Annotated in this window: 24 protein-coding genes; 10 read left to right on the top strand and 14 right to left on the bottom strand. The window is 54.3% G+C overall.

What is annotated here, in order from left to right:
• The first annotated feature begins 30 nt into the window (after positions 1 to 30).
• Positions 31 to 711: a DJ-1/PfpI family protein gene (locus AC0IXH_RS17380; RefSeq protein ID WP_134823139.1), complete on the top strand. Its 681-nt coding sequence runs from the start codon at positions 31 to 33 to the stop codon at positions 709 to 711.
• A gap of 84 nt (positions 712 to 795) precedes the next feature.
• Here the strand turns inward: AC0IXH_RS17380 and AC0IXH_RS17375 are convergent, their stop codons facing one another.
• Positions 796 to 1,134: a zinc ribbon domain-containing protein YjdM gene (locus AC0IXH_RS17375; RefSeq protein WP_013200089.1), complete on the bottom strand. Its 339-nt coding sequence runs from the start codon at positions 1,132 to 1,134 to the stop codon at positions 796 to 798.
• Between the two features lie 283 nt (positions 1,135 to 1,417).
• Here AC0IXH_RS17375 and AC0IXH_RS17370 point away from each other — a divergent pair, with 283 nt between their 5' ends.
• Together AC0IXH_RS17370 and AC0IXH_RS17365 are read left to right on the top strand one after the other, a co-directional pair.
• Positions 1,418 to 2,764 carry a glycoside-pentoside-hexuronide (GPH):cation symporter gene (locus AC0IXH_RS17370; RefSeq protein ID WP_106382020.1) on the top strand — a complete coding sequence of 449 codons (1,347 nt, stop codon included), beginning with the start codon at positions 1,418 to 1,420 and terminating at the stop codon, positions 2,762 to 2,764.
• A gap of 12 nt (positions 2,765 to 2,776) precedes the next feature.
• Positions 2,777 to 4,828, top strand: coding sequence for a glycoside hydrolase family 31 protein (locus AC0IXH_RS17365; protein WP_471720762.1), 2,052 nt, complete (start codon positions 2,777 to 2,779; stop codon positions 4,826 to 4,828).
• A 67-nt stretch (positions 4,829 to 4,895) separates the two neighbouring features.
• On the opposite strand, the gene AC0IXH_RS17360 is transcribed toward AC0IXH_RS17365, so the two are convergent.
• Positions 4,896 to 5,759, bottom strand: coding sequence for a YicC/YloC family endoribonuclease (locus AC0IXH_RS17360; protein ID WP_013200092.1), 864 nt, complete (start codon positions 5,757 to 5,759; stop codon positions 4,896 to 4,898).
• A 158-nt stretch (positions 5,760 to 5,917) separates the two neighbouring features.
• Between AC0IXH_RS17360 and AC0IXH_RS17355 the strand changes: the two genes are divergently transcribed.
• Positions 5,918 to 6,343 (top strand): DUF3574 domain-containing protein, encoded by a 426-nt coding sequence (locus AC0IXH_RS17355; protein ID WP_013200093.1) that lies wholly within the window; start codon positions 5,918 to 5,920, stop codon positions 6,341 to 6,343.
• Between the two features lie 35 nt (positions 6,344 to 6,378).
• Here AC0IXH_RS17355 and AC0IXH_RS17350 read toward each other — a convergent pair whose 3' ends face one another.
• Entirely contained in the window at positions 6,379 to 7,563 is a 1,185-nt protein-coding gene (locus AC0IXH_RS17350) for a NupC/NupG family nucleoside CNT transporter (protein ID WP_013200094.1), read from the bottom strand.
• A 212-nt stretch (positions 7,564 to 7,775) separates the two neighbouring features.
• Here AC0IXH_RS17350 and rph point away from each other — a divergent pair, with 212 nt between their 5' ends.
• Together rph and pyrE are read left to right on the top strand one after the other, a co-directional pair.
• Positions 7,776 to 8,492 carry a ribonuclease PH gene (gene rph / locus AC0IXH_RS17345; protein ID WP_013200095.1) on the top strand — a complete coding sequence of 239 codons (717 nt, stop codon included), beginning with the start codon at positions 7,776 to 7,778 and terminating at the stop codon, positions 8,490 to 8,492.
• Positions 8,493 to 8,546: 54 nt separating this feature from the next.
• Positions 8,547 to 9,188, top strand: coding sequence for an orotate phosphoribosyltransferase (pyrE, locus tag AC0IXH_RS17340; protein ID WP_013200096.1), 642 nt, complete (start codon positions 8,547 to 8,549; stop codon positions 9,186 to 9,188).
• 38 nt (positions 9,189 to 9,226) lie between these two features.
• On the opposite strand, the gene slmA is transcribed toward pyrE, so the two are convergent.
• The 3 genes from slmA to coaBC all read right to left on the bottom strand — a co-directional run bounded on the left by slmA (position 9,227) and on the right by coaBC (position 11,594).
• Positions 9,227 to 9,823: a nucleoid occlusion factor SlmA gene (slmA, locus tag AC0IXH_RS17335; RefSeq protein WP_471720761.1), complete on the bottom strand. Its 597-nt coding sequence runs from the start codon at positions 9,821 to 9,823 to the stop codon at positions 9,227 to 9,229.
• A 120-nt stretch (positions 9,824 to 9,943) separates the two neighbouring features.
• A complete protein-coding gene (gene dut / locus AC0IXH_RS17330) occupies positions 9,944 to 10,402 on the bottom strand; it encodes a dUTP diphosphatase (RefSeq protein ID WP_041691838.1) in 459 nt (152 codons plus the stop codon).
• Complete coding sequence (gene coaBC, locus AC0IXH_RS17325) at positions 10,380 to 11,594, bottom strand: bifunctional phosphopantothenoylcysteine decarboxylase/phosphopantothenate--cysteine ligase CoaBC (protein ID WP_013200099.1); 1,215 nt, start codon at positions 11,592 to 11,594, stop codon at positions 10,380 to 10,382. The genes dut and coaBC overlap by 23 nt, the downstream gene beginning before the upstream one ends.
• 198 nt (positions 11,595 to 11,792) lie before the next feature.
• Between coaBC and radC the strand changes: the two genes are divergently transcribed.
• The 4 genes from radC (at position 11,793) to mutM (ending at position 14,060) form a co-directional block, all read left to right on the top strand.
• Positions 11,793 to 12,461: a RadC family protein gene (gene radC, locus AC0IXH_RS17320; protein ID WP_471720760.1), complete on the top strand. Its 669-nt coding sequence runs from the start codon at positions 11,793 to 11,795 to the stop codon at positions 12,459 to 12,461.
• Between the two features lie 282 nt (positions 12,462 to 12,743).
• On the top strand, positions 12,744 to 12,980 hold the full coding sequence (gene rpmB / locus AC0IXH_RS17315) for a 50S ribosomal protein L28 (RefSeq protein ID WP_013200101.1): 237 nt from the start codon (positions 12,744 to 12,746) through the stop codon (positions 12,978 to 12,980).
• A gap of 17 nt (positions 12,981 to 12,997) precedes the next feature.
• Positions 12,998 to 13,165, top strand: coding sequence for a 50S ribosomal protein L33 (gene rpmG / locus AC0IXH_RS17310; protein WP_001051798.1), 168 nt, complete (start codon positions 12,998 to 13,000; stop codon positions 13,163 to 13,165).
• 85 nt (positions 13,166 to 13,250) lie between these two features.
• The gene (gene mutM, locus AC0IXH_RS17305) at positions 13,251 to 14,060 is read left to right on the top strand and encodes a bifunctional DNA-formamidopyrimidine glycosylase/DNA-(apurinic or apyrimidinic site) lyase (RefSeq protein ID WP_013200102.1); all 810 of its coding nucleotides are present in this window, start codon (positions 13,251 to 13,253) and stop codon (positions 14,058 to 14,060) included.
• Positions 14,061 to 14,063: 3 nt separating this feature from the next.
• Here the strand turns inward: mutM and coaD are convergent, their stop codons facing one another.
• The 8 genes from coaD to AC0IXH_RS17265 all read right to left on the bottom strand — a co-directional run bounded on the left by coaD (position 14,064) and on the right by AC0IXH_RS17265 (position 22,450).
• Positions 14,064 to 14,540, bottom strand: coding sequence for a pantetheine-phosphate adenylyltransferase (gene coaD, locus AC0IXH_RS17300; RefSeq protein ID WP_013200103.1), 477 nt, complete (start codon positions 14,538 to 14,540; stop codon positions 14,064 to 14,066).
• Positions 14,537 to 15,325, bottom strand: a complete 789-nt coding sequence (locus AC0IXH_RS17295) for a glycosyltransferase family 2 protein (RefSeq protein WP_013200104.1) — start codon at positions 15,323 to 15,325, stop codon at positions 14,537 to 14,539. The genes coaD and AC0IXH_RS17295 overlap by 4 nt, the downstream gene beginning before the upstream one ends.
• Positions 15,326 to 16,600 (bottom strand): lipid IV(A) 3-deoxy-D-manno-octulosonic acid transferase, encoded by a 1,275-nt coding sequence (waaA, locus tag AC0IXH_RS17290; RefSeq protein WP_041691839.1) that lies wholly within the window; start codon positions 16,598 to 16,600, stop codon positions 15,326 to 15,328.
• A gap of 102 nt (positions 16,601 to 16,702) precedes the next feature.
• Complete coding sequence (locus AC0IXH_RS17285; RefSeq protein WP_013200106.1) at positions 16,703 to 17,836, bottom strand: glycosyltransferase family 4 protein; 1,134 nt, start codon at positions 17,834 to 17,836, stop codon at positions 16,703 to 16,705.
• Positions 17,829 to 18,911 (bottom strand): putative lipopolysaccharide heptosyltransferase III, encoded by a 1,083-nt coding sequence (gene rfaQ / locus AC0IXH_RS17280; RefSeq protein WP_041692172.1) that lies wholly within the window; start codon positions 18,909 to 18,911, stop codon positions 17,829 to 17,831. The genes AC0IXH_RS17285 and rfaQ overlap by 8 nt, the downstream gene beginning before the upstream one ends.
• A 76-nt stretch (positions 18,912 to 18,987) precedes the next feature.
• Entirely contained in the window at positions 18,988 to 19,986 is a 999-nt protein-coding gene (locus tag AC0IXH_RS17275; RefSeq protein WP_013200108.1) for a glycosyltransferase, read from the bottom strand.
• Between the two features lie 5 nt (positions 19,987 to 19,991).
• Positions 19,992 to 21,095, bottom strand: a complete 1,104-nt coding sequence (locus AC0IXH_RS17270) for a glycosyltransferase family 9 protein (protein ID WP_013200109.1) — start codon at positions 21,093 to 21,095, stop codon at positions 19,992 to 19,994.
• A 248-nt stretch (positions 21,096 to 21,343) separates the two neighbouring features.
• The gene (locus AC0IXH_RS17265; RefSeq protein WP_471720759.1) at positions 21,344 to 22,450 is read right to left on the bottom strand and encodes a glycosyltransferase; all 1,107 of its coding nucleotides are present in this window, start codon (positions 22,448 to 22,450) and stop codon (positions 21,344 to 21,346) included.
• Between the last annotated feature and the right edge of the window lie 39 nt (positions 22,451 to 22,489).

Below are 22,489 nucleotides of genomic sequence, written 5' to 3'. Positions count from 1 at the left end.
TTGTCATCAGGATATAAATGGGAGAGTGCAATGAATAAGCCATTTACCATCGTTATGCCGTTGTATCAGGGAATTACGCAGTTAGATTTCACCGGTCCTTATCAGTTTTTTTCCCACCTGCCGGATGCAAAAGTTGTGGTGGCATCACTTGGCGCTGAGCCTGTCGATGTGGGAAGCTTCAGCTTTTCCGGCCTTGCTGCCCTGGATGAAATTACCGAATGCGATCTGCTCTGTGTGCCGGGCGGCAACTGCACTAACGCGATCGAGAATGCCGACTTTCTCGCTGCCATTCGACGCTTAGGGTTGAATGCCAGTTACGTGACGTCAGTCTGTACGGGTTCAATGATCCTCGCAGCCGCTGGCTTGCTGAAGGGGAAAAGAGCCGCCTGTCACTGGGCATGGCGTGATTCGCTGGCGCTGTTTGGCGCGATCCCGGATAACGAGCGCGTGGTGAAGGATGGGCACATCATTACCGGCGGTGGCGTGACCGCAGGAATTGATTTTGCGCTGGTGGTGATTGCCGAAATTGCCGGAGAAGAGATGGCGCAGTCAATTCAGCTTGGTCTGGAGTACGCACCGCAGCCGCCTTTTAATGCCGGACGACCTGAAACGGCGCCTCCCGCTGTCAGGGAGAGAGTGATGGCGCGGATGCAAAAAGTGGTGGAGGAAAAAATGCCGATCCTCGAAAAAGCGGCCCGCGAGCTCAACTGACGATCGCCCCGACGTCCCTGTCCGGACCGACGCATCGGCGCCGGGCAGGCAACTTTCACGCTAAGATTCCGGCATCTTTCAGGATTAGTTCTTCTTCACAAACTCTGATTTCAACTTCATCGGGCCAAAACCATCAATTTTGCAGTCAATATTGTGGTCGCCTTCCACCAGACGAATGCTTTTAACTCGGGTGCCGATTTTTAGCGGGGTTGAGCTGCCCTTCACTTTTAAATCTTTGATCACCGTGACGCTGTCGCCATCGGCTAACAGGTTGCCGTTAGCATCTTTCACAATCAGCGCGTCATCAGACGCGGCTTCAGCCCCTTCGGACCAGACGTGACCGCACTCAGGGCAATTGAAGAGCGCGCCATCCTGCCAGGTATATTCAGAGTGACACTTCGGGCAGGGAGGAAGGGTTTGCATAATAAGCCTCAAAATAATCCATAGAAAATAAGGGGGCATTTTAGCCTGGCGGCTGGCGTAAGCCTACAAAAAACGCCGATGCAGGTCCGGAAGTCGTCATTGCGCAACCTTCCGTACCGCTTTGACATAAAGGAGTTACCGGTATCACAGAAATAAGAAATCATAAAAATGGAACGAGATCCCGCAATTGAGCCTTCCTCGCCTCAACTCTATAACTAAACGTCAGTTTCCCTTAAGGCTTCCAGGCCACGATCTGCAACCCTTAACAACAGGCGTGCCATCTATGAAAGAGACGTTATCGGTAAAAGAAAAAATTAGCTACGGCCTCGGCGATATGGCCAGCCATATTGGTCTCGAAAATGTGATCATTTTCCTGACCTTTTATTATACCGATGTGGTGGGATTGCCCGCCGTCTTCGTCGGAACGATGTTCCTGCTTGCGCGCGCGGCTGATGCCATCATCGATCCCCTGATGGGCCTCATTGCGGACCGCACCAAAACGCGCTGGGGTAAATTTCGCCCCTGGTTGCTGTGGCTGGCTGTGCCGTTTGGTGCCAGTTGTCTGTTGATCTACGCCGTGCCGGAATCCCTCTCGTTGAGCGGAAAAATGATTTTTGCCAGCGTGACTTACGCAGCGATGATGCTGATGTACACCGCCATCAACATTCCTTATTGCTCGATGGGCGCGATCATCACGTCGGATAATGAAGAGCGCATTTCGCTGCAATCCTACCGTTTTTTCCTCGCGACCCTCGGCGGCGCGATGTCCACTTTCCTGATGATGCCGCTCGCCCAGTATATTGGCGGCGAAGATAAACTGGCCGGTTATCGGGGGGCGATGGCCATCATGGCTGGCGCAACCGTCTTTATGTTCCTGATCTGTTTCAGAAATACCAGGGAGCGTATCCAGGCACCGGCCAGCCACGAAAACTTTATCAGCGACCTGCGCGACTTACTGCGTAACGACCAGTGGCGTGTTGTGGCGGGTCTGGTGTTTTTCAACATTGCTTTTGGCGTTATCAGGCTCGGCGCCATGATGTATTACGTGACCTATCACCTGGGCAATCCCAGCTATTTTATGTGGCTGCTGGGGGCACACATCGTCGGCAAAAGCGCGGGCAGTGCGCTGTGTAAACCCCTGACCACCGGCCGCAGTAAGGTGCAGGTATTCAGGCTGGCTGCCTGGGCCGCAGGCCTACTAAGTATCGCGATCTTCTTCCTGCCCGCCTCCATCAGTCTGCTGGTGGTGATGGTGGTACTGGTTTCCACCTTCTACCAAATCACCACCACCCTGATGTGGGTGATGATGTCTGATGTGGTCGATTACGGTGAATACACTCAGGGAAAACGTATGGACGGCACCATCTTCTCCACGCTGCTTTCCATCTTGAAAATGGGCATGGCGGTGAGCGGAGCGATCGTCGGCTGGACGCTGGGCCTGAGCGGCTACATTCCCCATGCTGAGATGCAAAACCCGGTCGCCATGTCCGCCATTATCGCGTTGTTCAGCCTGGTTCCCGGCGTGCTTTCAATTCTCAGCGCGCTGACGCTGCGTTGGTACACGCTGAGCGATGCCACGATGGCTGACGTTAATACCTCGAAAAGATCGTTACAAAGCGATCGTTACTAATCAGGAGTTTCTATGAGCGAGTTAATCGCAGAGCAGCGCCGTATTCTGTGGCATTTCGATCGACAAACGCTGGTTGTTGAACCCTGGGGGAAGAACAGCCTGCGCGTTCGCGCCACCTGCTTACCGCCGATCAAAGATGAATGCTGGGCACTGTTACCAGACCCGCAAGAGACACCCGTGTCGATCACGGAAGGGCCGGAAACCCTGAGCATCACCCACGGCAATTTAAAAGCGGTGCTGAACATCAAAGGCCAGCTGGCTTTTTATAACCAGCACGGTGAATTACTGCTGGAAGAGTTCTGGCGCCAGCGCACCACGGTGGGCATTGGCGCCAGCGAAAAGAATCAGGATAAGTACATCAGCGCGCTGAAGCTGGATGCCCGTGAGTTCCGTCCTATTCCCGGTGGAAAATATCAGCTGACCGTCCGCTTTGAAGCCCGGCCGGAAGAGAAAATCTATGGCATGGGCCAGTATCAGCAACCCTGGTTAGACCTGAAAGGCTGCACGTTAGAGTTGGCGCAGCGTAATTCCCAGGCCAGCGTGCCCTTTATGCTCTCCAGCCTGGGTTATGGGCTGCTGTGGAATAATCCGGCTATTGGTGAGGCGACCTTCGCGAAAAATGGGACCGAGTGGCAGGCCAAAGTGACTGAGCAGATGGATTACTGGATCACTGCCGGTGAGACGCCTGCGGAAATCGTCCGTCAATATGGCGCCGTAACAGGCACTGCGCCAAAAATGCCGGAATTCGCCACCGGTTTTTGGCAATGCAAATTACGTTACCGAACCCAACAGGAAGTGTTGGAGGTGGCGCGTGAGTATCATCGTCGTCACCTGCCATTGTCTGTAATCGTTATCGACTTCTTCCACTGGCCGAATCAGGGTACCTGGTGCTTCGATCCCAAAGACTGGCCAGATCCGAAGGCGATGGTCGCCGAGTTGAAATCGCTGGGCATCGAAACGATGGTATCAGTGTGGCCAACCGTCGACAGCCGTACCGAAAATTATAAAGAGATGAAGTCCAAAGGCTATCTGGTGAATACCGATCGCGGCGTGTCGGTCAATCTGGATTTTATGGGCAACACCACCTTCTTCGATGCAACACATCCTGAGGCACGGCGGTTTGTCTGGGAGAAGGTAAAACAGAATTACTATGACCTGGGTATCAAGCTGTTCTGGCTGGATGAAGCCGAGCCGGAATACCGCGCCTATGATTTTGATAACTATCGCTATCATCTCGGTCCGGTGCTTGAGGTCGGTAATATCTATCCGCAGAAGTTTGCTGCCGGTTTCTATGATGGGCTGAAAGAGCAGGGAGAAACCGACATCGTCAATCTGGTTCGTTGTGCCTGGGCAGGTAGCCAGCGCTATGGCGTACTGGCATGGTCTGGCGATATCCATTCCTCTTTCCATTCACTCCGCAACCAGATTGCCGCCGGCCTGAACATGGGGATGGCAGGTATTCCCTGGTGGACCACCGATATCGGCGGATTTCAGGGCGGTAACGTTAACGATCCTGCCTTCCAGGAGTTGCTGATCCGGTGGTTCCAGTGGGGCGTTTTCTGCCCGGTTTTCCGTCTGCATGGCTACCGGGAACCACAGATCCAACCTCCTGAGGCCTGGCGAGACGGTATTGCCCAATGTAATAGCGGGTCGCCGAATGAGGTCTGGAGCTACGGTGAGGATAACTATCAGATCATGCGCCACTGGCTGCTGGTTCGTGAAAAGCTGCGTCCTTACATCAACCGCATGATGGATGTGGCTCATGAGCAGGGCGATCCGGTGATGCGTGCCATGTTCTACGCATTCCCTGAACAGAGTGAAAGCTGGCAGGTGGAAGATCAGTACATGTTTGGGCCCGATATCCTGGTGGCACCCATTCTTCACCAGGGACAGCGCGAACGCCGTGTCTGGCTGCCTGCGGGGACGACCTGGCGTGAGTTAAACGGGGAGCAGCATGAAGGCGGTCAATGGATAGGCGTTGCCGCGCCGCTCGACGCAATTCCCGTGCTGGTGCGTGATGGCTCGCAGGTTCAGCAAGAGCTGGGGGAGTATGTGACGCGTTAAGTGTTGGAATTATCGTGAAGTCAGGTGAAAGCCCACTGAACAGTGGGCTTTGTACGCATGGACGCGGTTATTCGATGTTTTGGATCTGCTCGCGCATCTGCTCAATCAGCACTTTCAGCTCGATGGCGGAGGTGGTGATCTCGGCATTGATCGATTTAGAGGCCAGGGTGTTCGACTCGCGGTTGAACTCCTGCATCATAAAGTCGAGACGACGGCCAACGGCTTCCTTCTTCTTCAGGATGTTGTAGGTCTCTTTAACGTGCGCTTCCAGACGATCCAGCTCTTCAGCCACGTCAACACGCTGTGCCAGCATGATCAGTTCCTGCTCAACACGGTTGCTGTCCAGCTGCACCTGCGCATCTTCCAGCTTGCTGACCAGCCGCTCGCGCTGCCATTTCAACACGTCTGGCATCTGCGTCCGCACCTTGCCGATTTCCGTCGTCACGCCTTCAAGGCGTTGTTCAATCATCGCCTTCAGCGCCGTGCCTTCTGTCTCACGGGAGGTGATAAAGTCTTCCAGCGCGGTATCCAGCGACGTTAACAGCTCGGCGGAAATAGCATCCAAATCCTGCTCTTCGGCAGACATCACGCCAGGCCAGCGCAGAATATCAACCGGGTTGATTTCCCCTTCATCGCTCTGCATTTTGACCCAGTTAGCGGCCTGAACCAGCTGAACAGCCAGCTTTTCATTCAGCACCAACGCGCTCTGCGCGCTTGGATCGGCGTCAAAACGCAGGTTGCATTCGATTTTACCGCGCGTCAGGCGGTTACGGATGCGCTCACGGATCACCGGCTCCAGGCCACGGAACTGCTCCGGCAGGCGGATGTAGGTTTCTAAATAGCGCTGGTTAACGGAACGAAGTTCCCAGGCTGCGCTGCCCCATTCGCCTTTGGTTTCACGCCGCGCGTAGGCGGTCATACTGCGGATCATGTGCGTACCCGTTTTCTGAGAAAGATAAACGGATTATAGCGGCGCAAGCCAGGCCTTAACAGGCATTCGGCTAAACTCAATGAAATCAGCGATCGTCACTGGTTTTTTACCCGGGCCAGCTTATGATGCAGTTACCCGTAATCTGCATCAGGAACTTCATGAAAACCTCTTCCGTTATTGCTGTGGCTGTCGCCTTTACCCTCAGCGGCTGCATGGCTTCCAGCCAGCAAACTACCGTGACCCCCGCCAGCTGCCAGGTGGGCGATGCCATGCAGCAAACCACGCTTTATTTTGGTCTGAGCCGGCCTCATGGCGCGGATATCACTCACGCTGAATGGCAATCGTTTGTCGACAGCGAGGTGACGCCACGCTTCAAAGATGGCCTGACGGTATTTGATGCCAAAGGTCAGTGGCTGGGAGAAGACGGCAAGGTGGCACGAGAGGGCAGTAAGGCGTTGATGCTGATCCATGCGCCAGGCAAGCAGGATCAGCAGAATATTGAAGCGCTGCGCACGCGTTACAAGCAGCGCTTCCAGCAGGAGTCGGTGATGCGGGTGGATAGCCCGGTCTGTGTCGGCTTTTAAGTTCAGCCCGGCATCACGCCGGGCTGGTTGTCAGATTACAACACCAAACCGGCAAAGGCGGCTGACAGCAGGCTGACCAGCGTCGACCCGTAGACCAGCTTCAGACCAAAGCGGGAAACCACGTTGCCCTGCTGTTCGTTCAGGCCTTTGATCGCGCCCGCGACAATGCCAATGGAAGCAAAGTTGGCGAACGAAACCAGGAAGACGGAGAGGATGCCAAGCCCGCGAGGTGAAAGCTCCGCCGCGATTTTCTTCAGCTCTATCATTGCCACAAACTCATTTGCCACCAGTTTGGTCGCCATGATACTGGCTGCTCGCAGCGCATCCGGGGCCGGAATGCCTATTAGCCAGGCAAATGGCCAGAAGATGTAGCCGAGAATTTCCTGGAAGCTGATGCCAAACAGGCTGGAGAAGATGGCGTTGACCGCAGCAATCAGCGCAATAAAGCCAATCAGCATCGCCATAATAATCATCGCCACCTTAAAGCCGGCAAGAATGTATTCCCCCAGCATTTCAAAGAAGCTCTGATCTTCGTGCAGCTTTTCCAGTTTGATTTCCGGCTCGTCGCCAGGTACCGTCGGATTGATGATCGACAGGATAATAAAGGTGCTGAACATGTTAAGCAGCAAGGCCGCCACCACGTAGCGCGGTTCAATCATCGACATATAGGCGCCAACAATCGACAGCGACACCGTCGACATCGCCGCCGCCGCCATTGAATACAGGCGGCGAGGGGAGATATCAGCCAGAATGCCTTTATAGGCGATAAAGTTCTCAGACTGGCCGAGGATCAGGGTACTGACCGCGTTAAACGACTCCAGTTTGCCCATCCCGTTCACTTTCGACAGAACCGTGCCGACCAGACGGATCAGCAGCGGCAAAATACGCAGGTGCTGCAAAATCCCGATCAGTGCCGAGATAAAGATGATCGGGCAGAGCACACCCAGGAAGATGAAGGCCAGACCCTGACTTGCCATGCCACCAAAGACGAACTCCGATCCTTGCCCGGCAAATTTCAGCAGGGTTTCAAAGAATCCGGACACCGCGGTGACCAGCGTCAGGCCACTGGACGCGTGCAGGAAGAACCAGGCCAGCGCGGCTTCAATCACGACCAGCTGAAGGATCACCCGAGGGCGGATTTTTTTACGGTCGTTACTGAACAGCAACGCCAGGCAAAAGATGACCACAAGGGCCAGAAGAAAATGAAGTACGTCAGGCATTTCAATGATGTCCGGCAGACTAATGAGAGAAGGCAGCATTTAGCCACAACTTGCCGCGCTTTTCACTCTGCGTTGCGCTGCGCTGCAATTTTAGACGTAAGAAAGTCATCTCAGGCATAAGAAACGCCGTCTGCATCAGGCGAACGTAGGCATTCGGCGGTGAAATCCGTATAATGCGCAGCCAATACTGATTTGCTAGCCGGAGAGAAACCATGCGTCCTGCAGGCCGTAGCGCACAACAAGTGCGCCCTGTCACACTGACCCGTCATTACACCAAACATGCTGAAGGTTCAGTTCTGGTTGAATTCGGTGATACCAAAGTGCTGTGTACCGCCACCATCGAAGAAGGCGTACCGCGTTTTCTGAAAGGTCAGGGACAAGGCTGGGTAACCGCTGAGTACGGCATGCTGCCGCGCGCGACCCACAGCCGTAATGCCCGCGAAGCCGCGAAAGGTAAGCAGGGTGGCCGCACGCTGGAAATTCAACGTCTGATCGCCCGCTCTTTGCGTGCGGCGCTGGATTTGAAGGCGCTGGGTGAATTCACCATCACCCTGGACTGTGACGTGCTGCAGGCGGATGGCGGAACCCGTACCGCCTCCATCACCGGTGCCTGCGTGGCGCTGGCCGATGCCCTGAATCATCTGGTCTCTATTGGCAAGCTGAAAACCAATCCAATGAAAGGGATGGTGGCCGCCATTTCCGTCGGTATCGTTAACGGCGAAGCGCTGTGCGACCTGGAATATGTCGAAGACTCCGCCGCTGAAACCGACATGAATGTGGTGATGACGGAAGATGGCCGCATGATTGAAGTGCAGGGCACCGCAGAAGGCGAGCCCTTCAGCCACGATGAGCTGCTCCAGCTGCTTGCTCTGGCAAGAGGGGGAATTGATTCCCTGATTCTGGCGCAGAAAGCAGCGCTGAAAGACTGATTTTATGAGGCGACCCGTGAGTCGCCTTTTTTATGACAAGTAGAGGACCAAGACATGAAAGCCTGGCAGCGCCAATTTATCGAATTCGCCATCAACAAGCAGGTGCTGAAGTTTGGTGAGTTCACGCTGAAATCAGGGCGCACCAGCCCTTATTTCTTCAATGCTGGCCTGTTCAATACGGGCCGCGATCTGGCGTTACTTGGGCGTTTCTATGCCCAGGCGCTGGTAGATTCCGGTATTGATTTCGACCTGGTTTTTGGTCCGGCGTACAAAGGGATCCCAATTGCGACCACCACCGCCGTCGCGCTGGCCGACCATCACGATCGCGATGTGCCTTATTGCTTCAACCGTAAAGAAGCCAAGACGCACGGTGAGGGTGGCACGCTGGTGGGCAGTCCGTTGCAGGGGCGCATTATGCTGGTGGACGATGTGATCACGGCCGGTACCGCCATCCGCGAATCAATGGAGATCATTTCAGCAAGTCATGCCACGCTGGCTGGCGTGCTGATTTCGCTGGATCGTCAGGAACGCGGGCGTGGTAAGGAGTCAGCCATTCAGGAAGTTGAGCGGGATTACGGCTGTAAGGTGATTTCGATTATTACGCTGGAAGAGCTGATTGCTTATCTGGAAGAGAAGCCGGAGATGGCAGACCATCTGGTGGCGGTTCGAGCTTACCGTAAAGAGTACGGTATCTAAGAGTGTCGCGGGTCAGATCCCTCTGACCCGCAGTCTGTTTACACCAGCTGAGACGCCAGCAATGGCCAGCGGGTATCAAAGTCTACCGTTGGACGGTAGCGGAAGCCGGAACGGACAAAGCGTGAAAGCAAGCCTTCACAGAACGCCAGCAGTTGACTGGCCAGCAGCGTTTCATCGGTCACTAAACCCTCGCCTTCCCGCAATTTCTGCTCGCGAAGCACCTGACGCAGCTGCACTTCAATGCGCTCGAACAGCTGATTGATTCGTCCCTGCAGACGGTCCTGTTCAAACATCAGTGCATGGCCGGTCAGAATGCGCGTTAAACCCGGATTACGCTCACCAAAACCCAGAATTAACTGGATAATCAGACGCAGACGCGGCAGCGTCTCTTTTTCGTCTTTCAAAATCAGATTGATGCGCGTAATCAGGCTGTCTTCAATAAACTCGATCAGGCTGTCAAACATCCGGGTTTTGCTGGGAAAATGGCGATACAGCGCCGCTTCCGAAACCCCAACGTTGGCGGCCAGTTTGGCCGTGGTGATCCGCTGACTGCCATCGCTTGATTCCAGCATTTGTGCCAGAGCCTGCAATATTTCTTCGCGACGATTCCTTTTCGCACTCTTTTTCTCTGCCATGACCTGAAAAACCCCTGAAATATCACTTTAATAGGGCAGTAGCCCACGCAACGTCCGTGAGCAAAGCGCTCACGGCGAAAATAAGGATAAGTGACTGGCTAACGATCTGCAGGCAGACGCTTACTGGCGACCAGAGTGACCAAAGCCACCTTCTCCGCGATCGCTGGTATCAAAGTCTTCTACCAGATTGAATTCAGCCTGAACGACCGGCACGAAGACCATCTGCGCGATACGCTCGCCGGGTTCAATGTTGAAGGCTTCCTGACTGCGGTTCCAGACGGAAACCATCAGCTGGCCCTGGTAATCCGAATCGATCAGACCGACCAGATTACCCAACACCACGCCATGTTTATGGCCAAGGCCAGAGCGGGGAAGAATGACTGCTGCCAGTTGCGGGTCGCCAATGTGAATAGCCAGACCGGTAGGCACCAGCGTGGTGGCGCCTGGTGCCAGTAAAATGGCTTCATCCAGGCAGGCGCGCAGGTCAAGACCTGCCGATCCAGAGGTGGCGTAGGTAGGTAATGGGAAGTCTTTACCCACACGCGCATCTAAAATCTTAACGTCGATTTTTTTCATCATAACGGCTGACTATCTCGTCTAGTAACTGTTGGCCAAGGAGTGACTTATCGCTGAGCGGTAAGACTTTTTCTCCCTCCTGCCAAAAAAGGTGCAGAGCATTGGTATCACTGTTGAAACCCTGCCCGGCTTTCGAAACATCGTTGGCGCAGATTAAATCCAGGTTTTTACGGACCCGTTTTTGTTGCGCGTATTCTTCCACATTCTGGGTTTCTGCCGCAAACCCTACGACGTAAGGGCGGCCTTCCTGCATGTGCGCGACCCCTGCAACGATGTCGGGGTTTTTTACCATTTTGAGGGTGACTTCATCACCCTGTTTTTTGATTTTATCTGGTGCAACTTCAGCGGCACGATAGTCTGCAACGGCTGCCGTGCCAATAAAAATATGTTGTTTAGCGGCGCTTGCCATCACCGCATGTTGCATCTCTAACGCGGTCAACACGTCGGTGCGTTTAACCCATTGCGGCGTGTTTAATGCCACAGGACCACTGATCAAGGTGACGTTTGCACCCCGTTTTGCCGCCGCGGCGGCAATCGCGAAGCCCATCTTACCTGAGCTGTGGTTAGTAATGAACCGAACTGGATCCAGCGATTCACGGGTGGGACCGGCGGTGATCATAATGTTGAGATGTTTCAGATCGTTGACGGGTGAAGACCAGTTCACCGCTTCATCCACAATCGCCAGCGGATCTAACATCCGGCCTGGACCGACATCACCACAGGCCTGGCTGCCGCTGTCCGGCCCCCAAATCAGCACACCCCGCTGTGCCAGCACCTGCAAATTATGCTCGGTGGCCGGTGCCCGGTACATCTGCTGATTCATTGCCGGCACCACGGCAATCGGTGCCGGTGTGGCGAGGCAGATGGTGGTCACGAGGTCATTTGCCATCCCTGCCGTCACCCGCGCAATAAGGTCCGCGGTCGCGGGTGCCAGGATCACCAAATCGGCCCATTTCCCCAACTCGATATGCCCCATCGCCGCTTCCGCTGCCGGATCGAGCAGGTCATCAGACACCGGATAGCCAGAAACAGCCTGCAGGCTAAGCGGTGTGATAAAGGCTTTTGCCGCTTCCGTCATCACCACGCGCACTTCAGCCCCGCGATCGCGCAGGCGCCTGACCAGTTCGGGTGCTTTATAGGCCGCGATACCGCCGCTTACGCCCAGAACAATGTGTTTACCGGTTAATCCCGTCATCTTGCTATCCGCCCTGTAGAGTCAGACTGGCGCGGCTCACTGCCGCCACAATGCCGCTATTTTACCATACTCATCCGGCGCTGCCTGTTAGCACTCTGTAGCCTTTGCGAGACAATTCGCAGAGTCAGACCGGAAGGGTGGAAAAGTACTGTATATAATGCCATGCTTTTTCGGGCTGAGGAAGAAGGGATACGCAAGATGAAACAGTGGACGGAGTTACCGCCGAGAGAAAAATTACTGGTGAAAGGCGTTGAGGCACTGAACGATACCGAATTACTTGCGCTGTTTTTACGCACGGGATCGGGCGGTGTGCACGTGATGGCGCTGGCGCAGCAGCTGATAGGGAAATTTGGCTCGTTATACCATTTGATGACGGCAGACCGGACGGCATTTGATCGGGTTAAAGGGATAGGCGACGCAAAATATACCCAGATCAATGCGATAGCCGAGTTAGCCCGCCGTTTCTTTTCCAGTATTCCGGTTCAGGAGCGCCAGCTGGCGGGTGGGACGGCCGATATGCTTACCTTTTTTATCAGTCAACTTGCGCACCGTGAGCGAGAAATTTTTATGGTGGCGTTTCTTGATAACCAGCACCGGATGATTCACGCGTGCGAAATGTTTGCCGGAACCTTAAATAGCGTCGAAGTTCATCCACGGGAAATCGTCAAAGAAGCGCTGGCGAAAAATGCGGCTGCGCTGATTCTGGCGCATAATCATCCCTCCGGGATTGCCCGCCCCAGTAGGGCTGACCATCAGGTCACGCGGCGAATTGTCGCGGCCTGCCAGTTAATGAATATTCACGTATTGGACCATATTGTCATTGGGCATGGCGAGTCGGTCTCTTTTGCCGAACGCGGGTGGATCTAGCCCACCCGGTTCGGCTAAAAGCTCATTTTTTGCCCCGAGTTAAGAACGGTTAAGTGTTCAAATGAAGCTATTTTGCACGATCCAGAGGGATCTTTATCTGTTCGGGACTTGAGCAGCGGCGGCGCAGGGCGTATACTACGCCACCTTTGAGAATCTCGGGTTTGGCAAATAGGCCTACTCAGCGGGTTCACATTGAACTCGCCTGGAGGGTCTTAGAGCCTGACGAGGCGGCCAAAACCTTATTTTTAAAGCTCGAGCTGATTTGATTTTTGGAGAATAGACATGTCACGAGTCTGCCAAGTAACTGGCAAGCGTCCGGTATCGGGTAACAACCGCTCCCACGCAATGAACGCGACGAAACGCCGTTTCCTGCCGAACCTGCACTCTCACCGTTTTTGGGTTGAGAGCGAAAAGCGCTTCGTTACACTGCGCGTCACTGCCAAAGGCATGCGCGTAATTGATAAAAAGGGTATTGAGACGGTCCTGGCCGATCTGCGTACCCGCGGTGAGAAGTACTAAGGTAAAGGAACTGAATCATGGCTAAAGGTATTCGTGAGAAGATCAAGCTGGTTTCTTCTGCTGGGACAGGTCACTTCTATACCACCACGAAGAACAAGCGTACTAAGCCGGAAAAATTGGAATTGAAGAAATTCGATCCAGTTGTCCGCCAGCACGTGATCTATAAAGAAGCTAAAATCAAGTAATTGATTTCAGTGGATGAAAAACCCGGCTTCGGCCGGGTTTTTTGTTTTTAAAAGAGGATAACGGACCTTAACGGGAGGCAAGTACATGCCGGAGTTACCTGAAGTCGAAACCAGCCGCCGCGGCATTGAACCGCATCTGGTGGGCGCCACTATTCTTCATGCTATTGTCCGCAATGACCGCCTGCGTTGGCCGGTTTCCCTCGAAATTCAAAGCCTCAGCGATCAACCGGTGCTCAGCGTGCAACGCCGTGCCAAGTATCTGCTGATTGAGCTGCCGCACGGCTGGATCATCATTCACCTGGGTATGTCCGGTAGCCTGCGCGTTCTGCCCGAAGAGCTTCCCCCTGCCAAACATGACCATGTCGATCTGGTGATGAGCAACGGTAAGGTCCTGCGTTATACCGATCCTCGCCGCTTTGGTGCCTGGCTGTGGTGCACGGATTTAGCCGCGAGCAATGTGCTGGCCCACCTTGGCCCGGAACCCCTGCATGATGCCTTCTCGGCGGAGTATCTGTTTGATAAGTCGAGAAACAAGCGGACGCCGGTTAAACCCTGGCTGATGGATAACAAACTGGTGGTGGGAGTGGGGAATATTTACGCCAGCGAATCCCTGTTTGTTGCCGGGATCCATCCCGATCGTCCGGCCATGACCCTGACTCAGGACGAAGCGGCTTTGCTGGTGAAAACCATCAAAGCGGTACTGCTACGTTCAATTGAGCAAGGGGGAACAACGCTGCGTGATTTTCTGCAGACGGACGGTAAGCCGGGTTATTTCGCGCAGGAGTTGCAGGTGTATGGTCGGGCAGGCGAACCCTGTCGGGTCTGTGCCACGCCGATTAAGAGCGCGAAGCACGCCCAGCGCAGTACCTTTTATTGTCCGACCTGTCAGAAATAAGGCTTAGAGTTTAGCCTGCAGCGCGTCAAAAACGGGCTGCGGTAGAAAGGCGCTCACATCACCTTTGTGACGCGCCACTTCTTTCACCAGCGAAGAAGAGATAAACGAGTACTGCTCTGAAGGCATCAAAAACACGCTCTCCAGCTCCGGCAACAGATGGCGGTTCATGTGGGCCAGCTGCATCTCATATTCAAAGTCAGAGACGGCCCTCAGGCCTCTTACCAGCACATTGGCTTGCTGATCGCGGGCAAAGTTCGCCATCAAATCACTGAATCCCACCACCTCCACGTTCGGCAAATGGGCTACCACCTGCTGCGCCAGGCTTACGCGCTCTTCCAGCGTGAACATCGGTTTCTTGCTGGGACTGGCCGCGATAGCCAGTACGATACGGTCAAACATCAACGCGGCTCGCGTCACGATATCCAGATGGCCATTGGTCATCGGATCAAAGGTGCCAGGATAAATCGCTTTGGTGCTCATAGACCGCCCTTGCCGGAAGCGTGAGAAGAGTTATTCAGCGCCCAAAGCGCCGCGTATTTATTGAAGGTGTACTGCGCATTGACGACCGCCAGCAGCCAGCCCTGTTTGCCATCCAGAAAACCTGCACGCAAAACCAGCGTTTTGAAGAAGGCGCCGATGGTGTGCGTAAAGATGGAAACAATGCCGCAGCGCTTGCCCTGATGATAGCGCTGTTTTGCCCAGGCCTCCGCGTAGGCGAACTGTTTCCACTGGAAGGCAGAAAAGTCACGACAGGTCAGATGCAGAAGATCGCCTTTCAGCGCAGTCACGGCAACGCCCTGGGTGTCGAGCGACTCATGCACCTGGTGATCGTTGTATTGATAGCGGGAAGGATAGAGGCGGGTGACCCGGTCCGGATACCAGCCGCTGTGGCGCATAAAGCGGCCTAAAAACAGGTTACGGCGACCCAGACTGTACACCGCGTCAGCTGAGGCGGGGCTTGTTAGCACGGCCTCTATCGAAGCGCGCAGCTGTTGCGTCACGCGCTCATCGCTGTCGATCATCAAAATCATCGGATGGTTGGCATAACTCTGCGCCAGCTGACGCTGACGGCCATAGCCGTGCCATTCCGTGGAGTGAAAGACTTTTGCGCCGTGTCGGGCAGCAACCTGGGGTGTGCCATCACTGCTACCTGAGTCGAGCAGGACGATCTCATCGGCCCAGCTCACGGACTCCAGACATTCTGGCAGCAGGTCAGCCGCGTTTTTGGCGATCAGCACGACTGAAAGAGCCTGGCGTGAAGACATTTAGTGATTCCGCTGTGGCAGATGGGGTTCGAGTAACTGTAGCAGACGCTGCAGCGCACCCTGGTTCTGATGCAGCACTTCGACGGCATGACGGCCATAGTAAAGGCGATAATCTTCGTCGGTCAGCAGCGTACCAATTTCTTTATCCAGCGAGTCCGCATCGGTGACGGTAATCAGGCCGTCAGCCTGCTGCAGCTTGGCGCAGATATCTTTGAAATTAAGGGTATAAGGTCCCATCAACACCGGGATAGCATGTGCGGCCGCTTCCAGCGGATTGTGGCCGCCACGATCGACCAGGCTGCCGCCAACAAAGGCCACATCGGCAATGCCGTAAAGCAGCATCAGTTCACCCATCGTATCGCCAATCACCACCTGCGTGCTTCCTGACGGGATCTCGCCACTGCTGCGAAGGGTGTAGCTGAGTCCGGCTTTCTGCGTCAGTTCGCGGGCGGTAGAAAAACGCTCCGGATGACGGGGAACCAGAATTAACAATAAATTGGGGAAACGCGTCAGCAGCTTACGGTGCGCATCCAGAATAATGCTCTCTTCGCCATCATGCGTACTGGTGGCAATCCACACCGGACGGCGAGGTGCCCACTGGCGACGCAGGGTAATCGCTCTGGCGGCCAGTTCTGGCGTGACGGAGATATCAAACTTCAGGCTGCCGGTCACCGTCAGCTGCGAGCGTTTTAAGCCAAGGCTGATAAAGCGTTCGCCATCTTCCTGATTCTGCGCGGCAATCAGCGTAATGCGTTGCAGCAGCCGTTGCATAAATTTGCCGAGTTTTTTGTAGCCCTTTGCAGAGCGTTCAGACAGGCGGGCATTAGCGATCACCAGCGGGATCTTTCGTTTATGCAGCAGCGCGATCATGTTCGGCCACAGCTCGGTTTCCATAATGATCACCAGACGCGGGTTCACATTATCGAGGAAGCGGTTCATCGAGCCGGGGAGATCGTAGGGCAGATAAACATGGTGCACATCTTTGCCAAACGCTGAGGCTGCGCGTTCAGAGCCGGTTGGCGTCATGGTGGTGACGGTGATTGGCATCGAGGGATAGCGATGGCGCAACGCCCGCACCAGCGGGACCGCAGCCAGCGTCTCACCGACAGAAACGGAGTGCAGCAAAATACCGTCTGGCTTCACTTTGCCGGCGCAATAGCCATAGCGTTCTGCCCAACGTTTGCGGTAGGCGGGAGCCTTCCGGCCGCGGAGCCAGAGCCGGAGCCAAATCAGGGGCTGAATGAGGTAAAGCAGAACGGTATAAAGTGTTGTCATCACAGTGTTTATTCAGAGTGGAGAGACTCGCGCCAGAGTATGCCAGAAAAGAGGAATAATACGGCATGTTAGCAGATAAGTCGTCTCCGCTCACACTTCTTATCAGGGCTGCTGCAACACTTGTTGATATAGCGCATGAAGCTGCGTGGCAAGCTGTTGCGGAGAGCAGGGCAGGACCCTTTCCCTGGCAAGATCGCCCATCCGGCTGTCCAGCGTGCGTTGTGGGATGGCAACGGCCGCCGCCGTCAACGCCGGCACGTCCAACGCATCACAGACAAACCCTTGTTTACCATCGATGATGAATTCCGCACCGCCACAGGTAAAACTGGTGATGACCGGTAATCCGCAGGCCATCGCTTCCAGAATGACGTTAGGGAAGGGATCGTACAGCGTGGGCAGAATCAAGCTGTCAGCGGCGTGATAGAAGGGGATGACATTGTTCTGCACGCCCAGGAAATGAATGCGTTTTTCGCATCCCAGGCTGCGCGCGAGGTTTTCGTAACGTGATTGCTGCTTGTCCTGCCCGACCACCAACAGGTGCGCATCGGTCGCTGCCAGCGCGCTGATACTGGCCTTAAGACCTTTGCGTTCAAAGCCTGAACCGACATAGATAAACACTTTCGCATTATCCGGCAGGTTAAGCTGTTCACGAGACTGCTGACGTTGCTCGGCGGTTGCGGGCATAAAGCGCTTGGAGTCGATGGCATTATAAATCACCGCAAACTTCTCTTCCGGCACCTGGAAGCAGCGCATGATGTCGTTTTTCACCATCAGTGAATTGCAGATGATCTTTTTAAGCGCAGGGGAGCGGAACATCTCTTCTTCTGCGGTCATCACATAGCGGTGATAACGGCTTACCTGCGTCAGCAATCGCTGCATCGGAGACACGACCCGAGCGCGCTGTTCCAGCCACACACGGTGCACGCCGTCGCCGGCGCGGAAAATATCGCAGCCCGCGATGCGCTCGTGACTTTGCACGATATCAAACTTCTCCTGCTGCCAGCAGGCCCGTGCGGCCACGGCAAAGCCACGTTCGCGGGAGATCCGGCCCCACTTTTTCGGGTTGCAGATATGCAGGTGCCACTCTGGCTTGGGTTCTCCCTGCCAGCTGCGGGTAATGATGTTTAATTCCAGGCTATCGTCATCCAGCGCTTCCAGCGCACGTGAGATAAACCGCTCGGCGCCGCCATCGGGGCGATATTTCTGGCGCACGATGGCCAGTCTGACCTTACTCATCCAGATAATTCCTTGCGGCTTTCACCACGTCTTCAAGTGGGATAGCGCTGAGATAACGCGTTTCCGTTTTGGTATCGATGCTGTCCGGTGAGGGCAGCGGCGCATAGTCACCTGCCCAGATCACCTTATTGTTGTCGCCCCACGGCCGCCATTGCTTCAGCTTGGTTGGGCCAAACAGCGCAATACAGGGCGTATCCAGCGCGGCAGCCATATGCATCGGGGCGGAATCGACGCCGATAAACAGGTTGGCATGATCAATCAGCGCGGCTAACTGCGGCAGAGTCAGTTTACCGGCCAGAGAGATGGCCTGACGGTTCTGGCATAGCGAGAGAATATTGTCGATCATCGCCAGTTCTTTCTTATCTGGCGCGGCGGTCAGCACAATATCCATTTGGTCTGAGGCAAGGCGGTCAATCAGCCCAGCCATTTTATCGTCTTCCCAGCACTTGAACAGCCAGCGGGACGTGGGCTGAATCACAATATAAGGTTTACGGGTTGGCTGAAGCTGGTTCAGCTGAGTGCGGGTGGTTTCCCAGTCGCTCTCACTGTAGTGCATTGCGGCCGGGAAGCCGTGGAAAGGGATATTCAGCGGCGTTAACGCCATCAGGTTTTGTTCAACCGTATGCAGATTTGCATGCTGTTCAGTGGTGGCCCGATGGGTATGCGCCAGGCGCCAGATGGCATTGCGACGCTTATGGTAATCAAAACCAATCCTGACTTTCGCACCCGAGAAGGCGGTAATAATGGCGCTGCGCCACTGGTCCGCGAGGTTGACCACCAGGTCGTAATGACACTGGCGAACGGCGGAGACTAACGCCACCTCATGCCGGATGTGCTGCCAGGCACCCTCTTTTTTCCAGTTACGATCGATAAAGTGGATCTGTCGAATGTCCGGATGCGCCTGCAGCATCGGGCGCGTCTCTTTATACAAAAGCACGTCAATACTGGCATCGGGATATTGCTGGCGCAGGGCGTGGATCACCGGGGTGGTCAGCAGCATATCGCCATGATGGCGGAGTTTGATCAGCAGAATGGTTTTTGGCGTAAACAACGGGCTGATTTGCGGAGTAGCCATGCTCATGAGATCTCAATGTTGAGTTGACCCACTGCAAGGAGGGGCCTGCCAGTAAAAATGTCGACGGGTTTCATCATTAGCCTTTCCGCCAGCGATAAATTCGGCTCAGCCACAGCAGCAACTGGTACCACTGCTGCACGCCACGCGCATTTCGCAGCATTCTGCCCGGAGTTTTACTGGCGATCAGGTCCGCTATCATCGCCTGTCGGGCGGCCGCATCGGGTTCGCGGCGAATAGAGTGGCACACGGTCAGGGCTTCTTTCGTGACCTGCCGATACAACGGCGCAGACAGCTTTACGGTGTTTTTATAGCGCTGGTTAATCTCATCCAGCATCCGCGCGATTTTAAGATAGTGGCGCTGATATTCCACATTACGCATTCCCGTGCGCTTCTGATTACTGATTGACTGATCGTGTACGTAATAACGGTACATCACCTCGTCGGTATACCGCACCCGACGGGCATTCAGCATCAGTTCAGTGGTCCACGGGATATCCTGATGATGCAGGCCGGGCTCAAACTGTAGGTTAAGTAGGTCAATCAATGCACGGCGGTAAACGCCCAGCCAGACAACATGCAGATAGCGATTGGTCGCCAGGGCCTTGCCGAGCCATTCAGCGCCGCTAAGAACGCCGGTGGATTGTAAACGGTCTTTAGGGATCAGCGGTTTGGCTTTATCCCCGCCCCAAAAAACGCGTTCTGCATTGCACTGGGCGATATCCAGATCGTCGGCGTTGGCCATGGCGATCAGTTTTTCATACATATCAGGTGCAAGGGTGTCGTCAGCATCGGGGAAGGTCACGTAGCGGCCTGTCGCTATTGCCATCCCGGCGTTGCGGGCGCGTGATACGCCACCATTTTGCTGATCGATAACCTGAACGTGCGGATACTCAGCGGCATACTGATGCGCCATCGCGGCTGACTCGTCAGTTGAACCATCATTAACAATAATGACTTCAAGGGATTGCAACGTTTGAGCCAGTAATGAAGCCATGAAAGCCTCAAAGCTTTTCCCGGCATTGTACATCGGGATAACCACGCTCAGTTCAGGCGCGGCGGGATCGGAATGCGGCATCATACTCAGGGTAAAATCTTCTCTTCGTGAGTCAATTGAGGCTTGCGGGCACTCACAAAATCATGGATATCATCCAGCTTACGCTTATCCAGTTCAAACAGTTGTTCGGCAGGATGATTGAATTTGTAGAGCGCCTGAAAAACAAAGGAGGTCGGCGCAATATGGTTCGGCCCGATCAGCAGAACATCGCCTAATGGCCGTTGTTCTTCTACGCAGCAGGGACCATAAATCAGCACCACCGGCACATTCTGCGCGTCAGCAATATAAACATTGCCGGAGTCCGATGCCACGTAGATATCCATCTGCTCGATCGCATAGGGCAATCCCTCCAGCGAGACCTTGCCAATCATGTTGACCAGGTTGTCGCGTTCACCAACCACCTTATTGAGCTCATTTAAGCGAGGAAGTTCATTCGGTGAACCAAATACATAGAACAGGCAGGGCAGGTCGCTCAGACGATCGAACAGGCTTTTCCAGATAACCGGGGGAATGGTTTTCGCCTGATTTCCGGCCGAGATGCTGATGCCGATTTTAATTTTGTCCGTCCTGAACAGCTCTTCCGGCGTATTGACGGGTTGCACTAACGGCAGCGTCGCATGCTTGGGATAGCTCTCTTTGGTCAGCGAGCGGTCGGCCAGTTTCAGGTAGTTTTCCAGCGTCAGCGTGTTTTTCTCATGCTCCACCGTGCCGCTGGCGGTGAGATAAAAAATCCCCTGATACCAGCGACGGCGATACATCGACAGAAACTGTTTATTCTCCGCATTACAGCAGGCGGCATAGAACAGATTGGCGTTGTTAGGATGCAGCAGATAGACGTTGCGATAGCGGTTCATCAACCTGATGGCCAGCTTCAGTTTGGCCATCGTGCTGGATTTATGCTCTTCAACGTAAAAAATCTCGTCCAGAGTGGCATCATTACGGGCAAGCGGCGCGACTGAGGTGCTGAGCAGGGCGTCGCTATGCTTAAGATGCTGCATCAACGGGGTGATGTTGATGAAGTCCCCTATCTTTGCCGTCTGAATGATCAGATTACGGTTGCTTGTGTTCTTACCCAGCTTTTTCCATAGCTTAAGCGGTAAGAGCAGCAAAAATAACAATACATAATTCACGCTCTGTTCTCCCTGAGCGAGCTGAAAGTTCCACGGAAGAGGATCTGGGTAAGCGTACGTCCCATTGTCAGCCGTATTGATGAGGTCAAGCTTTTCACTGAGCTCAGATATCCGTTCCTGTTAATGAGCGTTATCATGGGCCAAAACCTTCAATGATGAGTAAACAAAAAGTGGCTTCAGGTTGTCTTCGCCCTGATGTTGTGGGCTGATTTTAACGCTGAAACGAATGACAGTGCAGCAGGACTTTGTTAATTACGATTAATTAAATCAAGGTACTGTCTGCAAACAGCCTCAATACTGTAAGCATCGACATCAGGCTTAAGCATTATGGGTGGATGAAGATAAATATCCCGCATTGTCGCCGCCAGCGAATCGTCATTCATTTCTGCCAACCCCCGCGATAATTCGCCGGTCAGGATGCTGACGGGGCCACCCGGGCAGCGGGTGCTGACCACCGGCGTATGGCAAATTAATGCTTCGACTAATACGTTGCCAAACCCTTCGCTGTCCGAGCTAACGACCAACAGCTTCGCATGACGGATGTAGGGATAGGGATTGCTGATAAATCCCTTAAAAATGACACGCTTGCTGATGCCTAAGTCAATAGCCAAATCTTTAATCGCGCGGGTAGCCTCGCTACTTCCCTGGCCAATTAACACCAGCGGCGCTTCAAGGCCACTTTTGGCGTATGCGCGTAACAGCCGGTCATGGCGTTTGGTCGGATGAAAACGGCCTACATGGACCAGATAGTCCTTACCTTCCATCGAGCAGGGTTTCAGCGAAAGGGCTTCAATGGCCTCAAACTCAAAGGGATTAAATATCACCTGCTCACGTTTGGGCTGGATTTCAAACGAGCGCTTCAGGTCGTCCACGACGTATTGCGAGACGCCAATGATGTTTCGGCCCTGATAAATGCGGCGGATTTTGGCCTTTTTAAGCCACAGAGAGAAGCCTTTACGGCGGGCAAGGTATGAGGCAGAAAACACCCCATGCAGGCAGAACCAGGTCTTTTCAGGCTCAAGGTGCGGGCAGCGGCGGACGATGCGATCCGTCTTATGCAGATGAGAAATCACCAAATCGAACGGCGTGTCGCTTGTCTCCGCCGCATGGATTTCTTTATCCAGCTGTGCAGCACGGCGGCTCAGTTCGGTCAGTTTGCGCCACGGTTTTTTGCAGCTATCTTTGATCACCCGGAAATCCAGACCGGGCGGGATGGCGTACTCACACACCGAACGCAGTGAGAATAACGACACCCGATGTCCACGCTCCATCATCCCTTTTGCAAGAGTCAGCACGACTTTCTCAGCTCCCCCTCCGGGTAAGCCATCAATGATCATCAAAATGCGCTTGGACAATTTTTTACCCTTAGCCAGAAAAATACTGCGGAGAAGGCA

The sequence above is a fragment of the Erwinia sp. AC075 genome, from assembly GCF_979253995.1.
The sequence above is the reverse complement of the archived record's forward strand: the minus strand, read 5'-3'. Positions and strand labels throughout refer to the sequence as shown.